Origin of the sequence: Kitasatospora sp. SolWspMP-SS2h (assembly GCF_003259315.1) — a bacterium.
Taxonomy (GTDB): Bacteria; Actinomycetota; Actinomycetes; order Streptomycetales; family Streptomycetaceae; genus Kitasatospora; species Kitasatospora fiedleri.
Window position 1 is genome coordinate 207,822 of the sequence record NZ_QLLT01000002.1, and the last position, 12,174, is coordinate 219,995.

At 72.0% G+C, this 12,174-nt stretch carries 9 protein-coding genes; all 9 read right to left on the reverse strand.

Translation table 11 applies throughout. The features are described from left to right. The 9 genes from K353_RS03180 to K353_RS03220 all read right to left on the reverse strand — a co-directional run bounded on the left by K353_RS03180 (window position 1) and on the right by K353_RS03220 (window position 12,155). Window positions 1-4,074 carry an Ig-like domain-containing protein gene (locus tag K353_RS03180; protein ID WP_146616386.1) on the reverse strand — a complete coding sequence of 1,358 codons (4,074 nt, stop codon included), beginning with the start codon at window positions 4,072-4,074 and terminating at the stop codon, window positions 1-3. A 143-nt stretch (window positions 4,075-4,217) separates the two neighbouring features. Further along, on the reverse strand, window positions 4,218-5,204 hold the full coding sequence (locus K353_RS03185; RefSeq protein ID WP_111552013.1) for a DUF389 domain-containing protein: 987 nt from the start codon (window positions 5,202-5,204) through the stop codon (window positions 4,218-4,220). A gap of 89 nt (window positions 5,205-5,293) precedes the next feature. Then, complete coding sequence (locus K353_RS03190; RefSeq protein WP_158585319.1) at window positions 5,294-6,574, reverse strand: cation:proton antiporter; 1,281 nt, start codon at window positions 6,572-6,574, stop codon at window positions 5,294-5,296. A gap of 130 nt (window positions 6,575-6,704) precedes the next feature. Continuing rightward, a complete protein-coding gene (locus K353_RS03195; protein ID WP_111552015.1) occupies window positions 6,705-7,244 on the reverse strand; it encodes an alpha/beta hydrolase in 540 nt (179 codons plus the stop codon). 2 nt (window positions 7,245-7,246) lie between these two features. Continuing rightward, window positions 7,247-8,962 (reverse strand): chloramphenicol-biosynthetic FADH2-dependent halogenase CmlS, encoded by a 1,716-nt coding sequence (cmlS, locus tag K353_RS03200; protein ID WP_111552016.1) that lies wholly within the window; start codon window positions 8,960-8,962, stop codon window positions 7,247-7,249. 63 nt (window positions 8,963-9,025) lie between these two features. Beyond that, a complete protein-coding gene (locus tag K353_RS03205; protein WP_111552017.1) occupies window positions 9,026-9,649 on the reverse strand; it encodes a DapH/DapD/GlmU-related protein in 624 nt (207 codons plus the stop codon). Beyond that, window positions 9,646-11,094 carry a long-chain fatty acid--CoA ligase gene (locus K353_RS03210; protein WP_233533329.1) on the reverse strand — a complete coding sequence of 483 codons (1,449 nt, stop codon included), beginning with the start codon at window positions 11,092-11,094 and terminating at the stop codon, window positions 9,646-9,648. Before K353_RS03210 ends, K353_RS03205 begins: the two co-directional genes overlap by 4 nt. Window position 11,095: 1 nt before the next feature. Further along, a complete protein-coding gene (locus K353_RS03215; RefSeq protein WP_111552018.1) occupies window positions 11,096-11,794 on the reverse strand; it encodes an SDR family NAD(P)-dependent oxidoreductase in 699 nt (232 codons plus the stop codon). Between the two features lie 34 nt (window positions 11,795-11,828). Further along, entirely contained in the window at window positions 11,829-12,155 is a 327-nt protein-coding gene (locus tag K353_RS03220; protein ID WP_100839329.1) for a hypothetical protein, read from the reverse strand. Between the last annotated feature and the right edge of the window lie 19 nt (window positions 12,156-12,174).

Consider the following 12,174-nt stretch of genomic DNA (forward strand, 5'->3'; position numbering starts at 1 on the left):
TCATCGGCCGCTCCGGTGGCGGCGGGCGGTGGTGAGCAGGACGCCGGCCGCGAGGGCGAGGGCGGCGGCCATGCCCGCGTACCAGACCAGGGTGCTGCTGCCGGTGTCGGGCAGCGGGCCGGGGCCCGGGCTGGGGCTGGGGCTGGGGGCCGGGCGGGGGACGGTCTTGTGGCGGGTGGTGCAGGCCGGGTCGGTGGAGCCGGCCGGGCAGTTGGAGGCGTCCGGGCCGGTGACGGTGTTGGCGAGTTCGCGGTCGCCGGTGTCGAGGTTGTTCACGGTGACGGAGTAGGTGATCGTGACGGTCTGTCCGGCCGCCACGTCGCCGCTCCAGGCGAGGGCCGGTGCCGCGTAGGAGACCGTGCCGGAGGTGGCCTTCGCGTCGCCGTTGTAGGCGGCGTCGTCGAGGTCGCCGGTCAGGTCGTCGCTGAGCGCGGCGGCCGGGTAGGCGGCGGTGCCGGTGTTGGTGACGGTGACCGTGTAGCCGACCTGGTCGCCGTCCTGGACCGGGTCCTTGGCGTCCGAGGTCTTGGTGATCTTCAGCTCGGCGACGCCGTTGTCGGTGGCGCACTCGGGGGTGCTGCGCAGCGGCGGGCAGGTGGAGCTGTTCGGGCCGACGACGGTGTTGGCCAGGTGGTGGTCGCCGGTGTCGGGGTTGTTCACGGTCACCGAGTAGGTGATCGTGACGCTCTGTCCGGCGGGGACGGTACCGGTCCAGGCGAGGACGGGCTCCCGGTACGCGACGGTGCCGGAGGTGGCGGTGGCATCGCCGTTGTAGGCGGCGTCGTCCAGGGTGCCGCTGAGGTTGTCGGTGGCGAAGGCGTTCGGGTAGTCGGCGGTGCCGTCGTTGGTGACGGCGACGGTGTAGGTGACGGTGTCGCCGGGCTTGACCGGGGTCTTGGCGTCGGAGGACTTGGTGATCGTCAGGTCGGCGATGTCGTCGCTGGTGGAGCAGGCCGGGTCGGTGGAGGCGGCCGGGCAGTTGGAGCCGTCGGGGCCGACGACGGTGTTGGCGAGCTGCTTGTCGCCGGTGTCGGGCTTGTCGACCCGCACCGAGTAGGTGATCGTCACGCTCTGGCCGGGGGCGACGTCGCCGTTCCAGCTCAGCACCGGGGCCGTGTAGGAGACGGTGCCGGAGGTGGCCTTCGCGTCGCCGTTGTAGGCGGCGTCGTCCAGGTCGCGGCTGAGGTCGTCGGTGAGCTGCGCGGCCGGGTAGGCGGCCTTGCCGGGGTTGGTGACGGTCACGGTGTAGGTGACCTTGGCGCCGGGCCGGACGGGGGAGCGGCGGCTGTCGGAGGTCTTGGCGACCTGGAGCGCGGCGATCCGGTCACGGGTGCCGCAGCGCGGCTCCCTCCCGCCGGGCGGGCAGGTGGAGTCGGCCGGGCCGACCACGGTGTTGGCCAGCTCGTAGTCGCCGGTGTCCGGGTTGTTGACCTTGACCGAGTAGGTGATCGTCACGGTCTGGCCCGCCGCCACGTCGCCGTTCCAGCTCAGCACGGGGGCGGCGTAAGTGACCGTGCCGGAGGTGGCCTTCGCGTCGCCGTTGTAGGTCGCGTCGTCCAGGTCCCGGGTCAGGTCGTCGGTCAGCTGCGCGGCCGGGTAGGGGGCGGTGCCGGTGTTCTGCACGGTGACCGTGTAGGTGACGGTGTCACCGGCCTTGACCGGGTTCTTGGCGTCCGAGGTCTTGGCGATGGTCAGCTGGGCGATGTTCCCGGCGGTGGAGCAGGCCGGGTCGGTGGAGCCGGGGCCGCAGTTGGAGTCGGGCGGGCCGACCACTGCGTTGGTGACCTGCTTGTCGCCCTTGGCGGGCTTGTCGACAGTCACCGAGTAGGTGATGGTCACCGAGCCGCCCGCGGGCACGTCGCCGTTCCAGGACAGGACGGGAGCGGCGTAGGAGACGGTGCCCGCGCTGGCCTTGGCGTCGTTGTCGTAGGTGGCGTCGTCCAGGTCCTTGGACAGGTCGTCGGTGATCGAGGCGCCGGGGTAGGGGGCGGTGCCGGGGTTGCTCAGCACGACGGTGTAGGTGATCTTGTCACCGGGTTTGACCGGGTTCTTGGCGTCCGAGGACTTGGCGATCTTCAGCTCGGCGACCGGCACGACGGCGGAGCAGGCCGGGTCGGTGGAGCCGCTCGCGCAGTTGGAGTCGGCGGGGCCGACGACCGCGTTGGCGAGCTGGTGGTCCCCGGTGTCGGGCTGGTTGACGGTGACCGAGTAGGTGATGGTCACGCTCTGGCTCGGTGCCAGGTCGCCGTTCCAGGTGAGGGTCGGCGCCGCGTAGGAGACCGTTCCGGCGCTGGCCTTGGCGTCGTTGTCGTACGCCGCGTCGTCCAGCACCTTGCTCAGGTCGTCGCTGACGCTCACCCCGGTGCGGGGGGCGCCGACCAGGTTGGTGACGGTCACGGTGTAGGTGACCTTCTGGCCGGGCTTGGCGGTGGCGGTGTCGGCGGTCTTGGTGACCTTGAGGCCGCTCACGTCCTCGTGGGTGGTGCAGCCGGCTTCGAGGCCGGTGGTGCAGTTCGAGGAGCCGTTGCCGGTGACGGCGTTGTCGAGTTTCCCGTCACCGGCGTCGGGGTTGTTGACGGTCACCGAGTAGGTGATGGTCGCCGACTTCCCGGCGTCGAGCGTCCCGGACCAGTTCAGCTTCGGCGCCGTGTAGGAGACGGCTCCCGTGCTCGCCTTGGCGTCGCCGTCGTAGGTGGCGTCGTCGAGGACGCGGGTGAGGTCGTCGGCGGCGGTGGCGTCCACCGGCACGCGGCCGGTGTTGTCGACCTGCACGGTGTAGGTGACCTTGTCGCCCGGGTGCACGGTGCTGCCGGAGGCGGGGGAGGCGGTCTTGGTGATCCGGTACTGCGGGACGGCGAACTCCACCGTGGCGCACGGCGGCGGCAGCAGGCCGACGAGGTCGGCGGTGTTGGCCGCGCAGTTCTGGTAGGTGCCGGCGGTGGCGGAGGTGACGTCCACGCTCAGGGTGCAGGAGGTCTGGCCGGCCGTCAGGTCGCCGGACAGCTTGACCGCGATGTTCCCGGCGTCGGCGGTGACCTTGCCGTTGGTGCAGGTGGTGGCGGTGTTCGGGGTGCCCGCCACGCTCAGCCCGGCGGGGAGGTTGTCGGTGAACGACCAGCCGTCCTTCTCCAGCAGGTCCGAGGTGTTGGTGATGGTGAAGGTCAGCGTGGAGGTACCGCCGACCGGCGCCGGGGAGGGGCTGAACGACTTGTCGATCTGCGGGGTGACGTCCAGCACCCGCATGTTGTCGAACGCCGCGTCGTTGCCCTGGCCGGTGTTGGCGCTGTTGCGCAGGATGACGCCGAACTGGCTGCCGGTGAACAGGTACGGCCTGTTCGCCGTCGCCTGCACCACGTCGATCGGCGCCTTGGCGTCCGGGTAGGTGTACTCCTTGGCGCCCGGGTCGGTGCACGGGTTGAGCGGCACGGTGTTCAGCGCGATCTCGGTGCCGCCGGTGGTGAGGAAGAAGTTCTGCTGCGGGTCGGCGTACGCGCCGTCGTAGCAGACCGCGCCGGAGGAGACGGAGGCCGTCAGGTAGTGGTTGGCGCCCGCGACGGGGATGTCCTTGTCGGTCTGCAGCTGGATGTCGGTGGGCGTATAGGTGCCGTCCTCGGTCCACGCCGTCACGCTGTGGTTCTTCCTCGGCGCCGCGTCCCCGCTGTACTCGCCGATCGCGGTGGCGACGTCCGCCAGGGTGTCCCAGAACAGGTCGGTCTTGCACTCCGGCGGCGTCGGCCCCCGCTCGTCGTAGTCCATGACCCAGCCGTTGCAGAACGCCAGCCAGGACGGCGAGGCGGTGTACGTCATCCCCGAGGCGCCGGTGTAGTCGGGCAGCCGGATCGGGGCCTTGCCCGCCATGCCGTTCTCGAAGTCCTCGTCGTAGACCACCACCGGATCGGCTGGCACCCCCGCCACCCGGTGCGCGCCGGACCCGGCCGCCCCGGCCTTCGCCGCGCGCCCGCCGTGGTCCGCCGCCGCGACGGGGGTCACGCCCAGGGTGCTCAGCGCCAGGCCGAGCGTCACCGCCACCGCGGACTCCCACCAGGTCCGTTCCCGGCTCCCGGCTGGTCTCAAGCGGAGCATCCGACACCTCTCTTCATGACTGACGGGCTGTCAGAAGAGAGTTTTGTGGTGATTTTCACCGTTTTCTCAGCTACCGGCCGTGACACGCGGTAACCTGCCCTGAACGGTCGCCCCGCCCCCGGACGGCGTCTGGCTCAGCGGCCGACCCGGCCCGCCTCGATCCGCCGCCCCTCGGTGGTGGTGACCACCACCGGTACCCCGTCCGGTACCTGCCCGCGCAGGGCGTCCAGCAGGGCCTCCACGGGCGGGAGTTCGGCGGGCGTGCGGACGACGACGGAGAGCGTGCGCGCGTGCGCCCGGACGTCGACGACCTGCGCGCCGGGGGTGGCGGAGAGCCAGGCGGTCGCGGCGTCCGTGGTGCGGGCGGTCCACAGGTGGACCAGGACGGTGCCGGTAGTGCTGGCGGCGAGCAGCACCCCGACGGCCGCGAACAGCACCCCGACGGTCGCGTACGCCCGGCGCGGGCCGCCGCCCCCGGTGCCCGTGCCGATCGCGGCGAACACCACCATCCCGGCGAAGACCAGGGCCAGCAGGTTGGAGACGAACAGCACCAGCGCGCCGAGCGCCAGCCACCAGGAGCCCTGCCCGGCGCACACCCCGACCACCACCAGCGGCGGGACCAGCGAGATGGCGATCGCCACGCCGGGCAGCACGGCCGCCACGTCGCGCCGGGCCAGCGCGACGGCCCCGGCGAAGCCGGTGGCGAGGGCCGCGACCAGGTCGAGCAGCCCGGGCGAGGTGCGGCCGGCGATCTGGCCGTCGCTCAGCAGGTCGTAGTCGGCCGGGACGGCCAGCGAGGCCAGCGCCCCGACCGCCACCACCAGCGCGACGCCCGCCAGCACGAACCGTCCGGCGCCGCTGCGGCGGCGCTGCACCGCGCCGAGCGCGATCCCCATGATGGGGGTCGACAGCGGCGCGATGATCATCGCGCCGATCACGGTGGCGGTGGAGTCGGTCAGCACCCCGCACGCGGCGATCACGGCCGAGAGCAGCAGCATCGTCCAGAACGCCGACCGCTTGGAACGGACGTCACCCGACGACAGGTCGAGGTCCTCGCGCAACTCCCGCGCCGTCCGCCGCTGGTGCTCCGGCAGCACCAGCTCCCGCACTGAACCGATCATCAGGGCAGTCTGGACGGCCGACCTCCCCCCGCCCCGCACCGCCGCGCCGGACTCACCCGGGCGGCGGCCCCCCTCAGCCGGTTCCCGGCTCAGCCGGCCGCGGCCTCCAGGAGTTCGGGTTCGGCCGGGGCCGGGGGGTCGGTCCGCCGGGTGACGGCCTTGATGACGGGGGCGGCGAGGGCGGTGGTGATCAGCGCCATCAGCACCATCGTGGAGTAGAGCGGGACGGTGAGCAGCCCGAGGCCCAGGCCGACGTTGAGCAGGACGAGTTCGGTCACGCCCCGGGTGTTCATCAGCGCGCCGATCACGGTGGCGTCGCGCCAGTCCATGCCGGTGGCCCGGGCGGACAGCGCGACCGCGCCGAGCTTGCCGACGCAGGCCACCAGCATGATCAGGCCGGCCTGGAGGACGCCGCCGGGCGAGAGGGTGGTGAGGTCGACGGAGAGGCCGGTGACCACGAAGAAGACCGGCATCAGCAGGCGGCTGACCGACTCGAACGGGACGTGCACGGCGCGCTGGAGCGGGCCCGGTTCGGGGCGGGGCATCGCGGTGCCGAACATGAACGCGCCGAAGATCGCGTCGATGCCGATCCGCGCCGTGCTGTAGGCGGAGAGGAAGACGCCGACGGCGACCAGCGGTGCGGCGTACGGCAGGTGGCGGGAGCGCACCCGGGTCGCGGCGGCGGCCAGCAGCGGGCGGACCAGGCCGAACAGGACGGCGAGGTAGAGCGCCGACCAGCCCATCACGCCGAGGAAGTCGCCGGCGCCGCCGGTGTTGGTGAGGGCGACGACGACGGCCAGCATGCACCAGGCGAGCAGGTCGTCGGCGGCGGCCAGGCCGAGCGAGAGGTTGCCGAGGCGGGTGCCGCGCAGGCCCCGGTCCTCGACGATGCGGGCGAGCACCGGCAGCGCGGTGACGGACATCGCGAGGCCGAAGTAGAGCGCGAAGCCGGTGTCGGAGACGGGCCGGCCGCCGGTGCTGAGGGCCGGGTGCTCCAGGGTGCGGGCCAGCAGGACGCCCAGCAGCAGGGGGACGACCAGCGAGGTCGCCCAGATCGTCCCGGCGGAGGCGAGCCGGCCCCGGACGGAGCGGGCGTCGAACTCCCAGCCGATGGCGAACATGAAGAGCAGCAGGCCGACCTGGGCGACCGTGCTCAGGTAGGGGCGGACCTCGGGCGGGAAGAGGTGGGCGGGCAGGTCGCCGGGGAGCAGCCCGAGCAGGCTGGGGCCGAGGCAGATGCCCGCGGCCATCTCGCCGACCACGGCGGGCTGGCCGAGGCGGCGGCAGAGCAGGGTGAAGACCACGCCGACGGCGAGGGCGAGCGAGAGGCCGCCGAGGGCGGTGACGGGGATCGACTGGGCGGCGGACACGGGGTTCTCCAACCTGCCGTGGGCGTGGGGAGCGGGGCATGGGAGGGGGGAACGCGGGGCGGGGCATGCTGCGGCGGCCCCCGGCGGTGGGCCGGGGGCCGCCGTTCTCGCGGGTGCGGCGGGCGGTGGGTCAGCCGCCGAGCAGCTTGTCGAGCAGCGCCCGGCCCTCGGGCCAGTCGCCGAGGCCCGACTCGGCGTTGATGTGGCCCTTGTGGCCGACGTCGACCAGCTCGGCGCCGAAGAGCTCGGCGTCGGCGGCGGCGTGCTCCGGGGAGCCGTACGGGTCGTCCTGGCTGCTGACCACGAGCGAGCGGAACGGCAGCCGGCCGTGCCGGGCGGAGTCGAAGCCGGTGGCCTGGGTGGGGAAGGCGGGGCCGTCGGCGTCGGGGACGGCGACCAGGAGCGCGGCGGTGATGTCCTCGTCCCGGTGCTCGGCGGCCCACTCGGCGACCAGCGTGCAGCCGAGGCTGTGCGCGACCAGGACCTTCGGGCCCGGGACGGCGCGCAGGGCGGCGTCGAGTTCCGCGACCCAGGTGTCCCGGTCGGGCTCGTCCCAGGAGGTGTGCTCGACCCAGACGGCGCCGTCGGTCCGGTCGCGCCAGAGCGACTGCCAGTGGTCGGGGCCGGAGTTGCCGATCCCGGCGACGAAGACGTGGGTGGGACGGTTCATGATCAGACCTCGTACTCGACGCCGACGCCGTCGAAGCGCAGGCGGTCCTGGACGACGACCCGCTCGCCGTTCTTGTCGTAGCCGGTCAGCAGGCCGGCCTCCATCAGCCGGATCACGATCTGCGAGCTGATCTCCTGCTTGCCGGTGTCGTTGAGCTGCTTGATCAGGCTCTTGTAGCCTACGGTCTCCTTGGTGACCAGCTGGAAGATCTCCCGGTGCACCTCCTCCACCGGGAACTTGATCATGTCGAGGCCGTCCTCGTTGGCGAGGACCTGCTTCTGCTCCAGCCGGAAGGAGTGCGGCTCGACCTTGTAGTAGGGCTTGAGCAGCACCTCCTCGCCGGTCCAGGCGAGCCGGGTGATCCGGTTGAGCTGCTTGGTGAGCGCGCCGATCCACTGCACCCGGGCCGGGTTCAGCTCCTCGTCGGAGAACTCCGAGCTGAGCTCGGTGCGCTGGTGCCGGCCGATGGCGATCATCGTGGCGGCGCGGTCGCGGAAGTCGGCCACCGACCCGGTGGGGTTGGCGGCGCCGCCCTCGACCAGGCGCTCGAACCACTTCTTGCGGCTGAGCCGCTCGTCGTCGGACTCGGTGATCCGGCGCTTGCGCCAGAACTCGGACTCCGGCTCGGTGTAGGAGGCGAAGGTGTAGAACGAGGCCAGGAACTCGTGGTACTGCTCGTAGGTCTCGCGGTAGCTGCGGTTGTACCAGGCGTGGACGGCCTCGGCCTCCTCCGGGTCGCCGGTGATCCGGTCGATCGCGGAGGCGGCGCTGACCGCGGACTGGGTGGCCAGGTGCACGCCCTGGGAGAACAGCGGGTCGGTGAAGCAGGCGGCGTCGCCGACCAGGAAGTAGCGGCCGGCCGAGACGTGCTCGGAGTCGTACGACCAGTCGTGGACGATCCGGGTCTCGTCGATCGGCTCGGCGTCGCCGAGCAGCGCGACCGCGCGGGTGGCCTTGGCCAGCGTCCGGCGGTAGAAGGCGTCCGGGCCGAGCTCCTTGACCTCGGCGGCCTTGGAGCGGTCGACCACGATGCCGACGCTCAGCACGTCGTCCTTGAGCGGGATGACCCAGACCCAGCCGTCCTCGAAGGTGATCGAGTAGGTGGTGCCCTTGAGGCCGCCCTCGAACGGGTCCTTGCGCTGGAAGTAGTTCCAGACCGCGAAGTTCTTGTAGAACTCGTCGTAGCGGCGCACGCCGAGCTGGCGGGCCAGCGGGCTGCCCGCGCCGCCCGCGTCGATCACGAAGTCGTACTCCGCGGTGCGGGTGCCCTCGCCCTCGCGGATGGTCAGGGTGACCCGGTCGGCGGCGGAGACGTCCACCTTGGCGACGGCGGTGCCCTCGTGGACGGCGACGCCGCGCTCGCGGACCTCGTCCAGCAGCAGCTGGTCGAACTCCTCGCGCTTGACCTGGATGGCGTGGTCGAAGATCCACGGGGCGGTGCGGGCGGTGGCGAAGGAGAAGGTCCAGGGGGCCTGGTCCTGGCCCCACAGGAAGGTCGCGGAGGGCTTCTTGACGAACTCCCGCTCGTCGATCTTCTCCTGGAGGCCGAGCCGGTTGAGGATCGACAGGGTGCCCGGCAGGAAGGACTCGCCGACCCGGTAGCGCGGGAAGCGGCCCTTCTCGAACACCTCGACCTCGTGGCCCAGCTTCTGGAGGCTCAGGGCCGCCACACAGCCGCCGGGGCCTGCTCCGATGACGGCGACCTTCGCTCGGTTCATGGTGGGGTGGTGCCTTTCTGTGGGGTGGTTCGGTCGGGGTTCCTGGCCCGGGGCGGTGGCCGCTCAGGGCAGGGGGAGCGCCTTGACGCGGCTCGCCGCGAGGTAGCTGTGCCGGCTCGGCGCGTCCTCGAACAGCACCAGGCCGGCCTGGAACCGGCTCGCGCTGCCGACGGCCACCCCGGGGGCGACCGTGCAGCTCAGGCCGAAGAAGTTGTCGTCGCCGACGGTGACGCTGTTGCCGCAGTGGAAGTTGGGCGCGAGGAAGTTGTTGGCGCCGATGGTCGAGTGGTTGCCGATGCTGGCGTGGTTGTGGACGACCGTGTGCGCGCCGACGACGGCGCCCGCGCCGACGTGGCAGAACGGGCCCACCACCGTGCCGGGCCCGGTCAGCGCGGCCGGGTCGACCACCGAGGTCGGGTGCACGAGGGTCTCGGCGACCAGGGCGTGCGCGTCCACGAAGCAGTCGATCAGCTCGCGCCGCCGCACCGGGTCGGCGGTGGCCAGCAGCACCCGGGTGCCGGGCTCCGGCCGGTACCCGTCGAACGGGACGCGCAGTTCGGCGGGGGCGTGCGCCTCCTCGCCCGGCAGGTCGAGGTAGCGCTCGACCGGCCCGAGGCCCGCGTCCCGCGCGTACCGGGCCAGCTCGACGGCGAACTTCCCGGCGCCGATCGCCAGCAGGCCGCTCACGGCAGGATCCGCTTCTTCTTGAACCGCTCGGAGACGGTGACGGCCTCGACCAGGTTGACCTTGGTCGGGATCTTGAACGGGTCGACCCTGCCGGTGAGGAACGCGACCACGTGCTTGCGCAGTTCGGCCCGGGTCGGCGTGCCCACCGGGATGACGTCCACGCAGACCGACTGGCCGGTGATCGCGTTGGGGCGGCCGTACACCGTGCAGTCGGCGACCATCGGACTGGCCAGCAGCAGCGACTCCAGCTCCAACGGGAGGACCTTCTCGCCGCCGACGTTGATCACCTCCTTGGCCCGGCCCTTGATCTTCAGGTAGCCGTCCGCGTTCTCCTCCACCAGGTCGCCGGTGCGGAACCAGCCGTCCTCGGTGAGCGAGTCGCTCGGGTAGTTGAGGTAGCCCAGGAACTGCGTGCTGCTGCGCAGTTGGAGCTCCCCGTCGACGATCCGGTGCTCGACGCCCGGGTCCTCGATCCGGAAGAAGGTGCTGCGGGAGGACTCGCTGGTGGTGGTGGAGATGCCGGTCTCGCTGGTGCCGAAGGTCTGCAGCAGCCGGGCGGCCGGGAAGGCCGCGCCGACCCGGGCCAGCAGCTCCTCCGGCATCGGCTCGGTGCCGTAGCTGATCATCCGCAGGCTGCTCAGGTCGTACTTCTGGTGGAAGCCGGCGATCAGGATCAGGTTGAGGAAGGTCGGGCTGGTCGGCAGCAGCCGGATGCGGTGCTCCTGGATCAGCGCGCAGATCTCCTCCGGCGTGCGCTGCCGGGGCAGGATCGCGGTGCCGCCCAGGCGCAGCACGCCGAGCAGCGAGTTGATGCCGCCGATGTGGTCGAACAGCAGGAACATCAGGATCGGGGCGGGCCGGCCGGCCGTCCGGGGCCGCTTGCCGAGCTTCTCCAGCACCAGCGCGTCCAGGTCGTGCAGGATCGCCTTCGGCGCCCCGGTGCTGCCGCTGCTGAGCAGCACCAGGCCGGACGCGCCGCGCTCCACCAGGCCGGCGTAGCCCGCGGCCGGGGCGTCGGGCACGCCGGCCACCGGCTCGATCGTGACGCCGTCCGCGCCGACCCGCAGCAGGTGGCGCGGGGAGCAGGACTCGGTGACGGTGGCCAGGGTCGCCTCGGTGAGGGTGACCACCGGGACGGCGACGGCGCGGTGCAGGTGCAGCGCGAGCAGCGCGGCGATCGAGCGGAACGAGAAGTCGCCGTTCAGGATCACGGCCTGGTGCGGCCGCACCCCGGCGGCGTCCAGCTCCTTGAGCCGCAGCCGCACCTCGTCGGCGAGTTCGGCGTAGCCGTACCGCTCGTCGCCGTGCACGACGGCGGGGCGGTCGCCCAACTCGTCGAGCCGGTCCAGGAGTTCGGTCCGGCCGGGACCGCCGGGACCGCCGGGACCGCCGGTGCCGTCGGGGAGGTCGTGCGGGTCGTGGGGTTCGGCTGTTTCGTACGTCACGTCAGTGCACTCCGCCAAGGAATAGTGTCTCGCCGGTGACGAACCGGGACTGCGGTGAGAGGAGGAACTCGACGGGTCCGACGACGTCGTCGGTGTCGCACATCCGCTTGATGGCCTGGCGCTGGACCAGGGCGTCGATCTTCTCGGCCGGCACCGTCCGGGTCAGGACGGTGCGCACCGGCGGCAGCCCGAGCCCGTTGACCCGGATGCCGAACTCGGCCAGCTCCTTGCTCATCACCCGGGTGAGCTGCTCGACGGCCGCCTTGCTGGCGGAGTAGAGCAGCTGGCCCTCCAGCGCCCACGGCACGGCGACCGTGGAGACGTTGAGGATCGCGGGGGACGGCTCGGTGCTCCGGCGGAGGAGTTTGACGGCCTCCCGGGAGCAGCTGAGGACGGCGAAGAAGTTGACGTCGAACAGGTGCCGGGCGGTCTCGTCGGGGGTGAGCATGAAGTGGTTCATGGTCGCCACCCCCGCGTTGTTGACCACCGCGTCGAGCGAGCCGTGGCTGGCCCGCAGCGAGCGGAACAGCGCCTTGACCTGCCGGGGGTCGGTGAGGTCCGCCTCGTGGTGGGTGTACTCCGGATGCTCGATGGTCGACGGCCGGCGGCTGCACCCGACGACCCGGTGGCCGAGGTCGAGGAAGTGCCGGGCGAGGGCCTTGCCGATGCCGGTGCGGGTGCCCGTGATCAGGATGATCATGTCTGCGCTGTCGTCGGCCGCGGGGCCGTCCGCCCTAGGCCCCCTGCCCGGCGAGCTCGCCCTCGCCGCGGGCCAGCGCCAGCTCCTCCTCGATGAAGGCGATCAGGCGGCGGCCGCTGCTGAACGGGCTGACCCGGCGGGAGACGGCCTTCGCCGAGGTGAGCGAGATCTCGACGTCGAACTCGTCCTCCAGCGCCTCCTCGACCAGCACCAGGAAGTTCACCAGGTGCATCGAGTCGAAGACCCCGGCGTCGCCGTACAGGCAGACCTCCCGCAGGTCGTCGGTCGGGATCTTCTCCTCGCGGCGTTCGTTCAACTCGTCGACGACGCCGGCGAGCAGTTCGAGGAGCTGGTCCTCCATGGCGGTTCCTCTCAGGTCG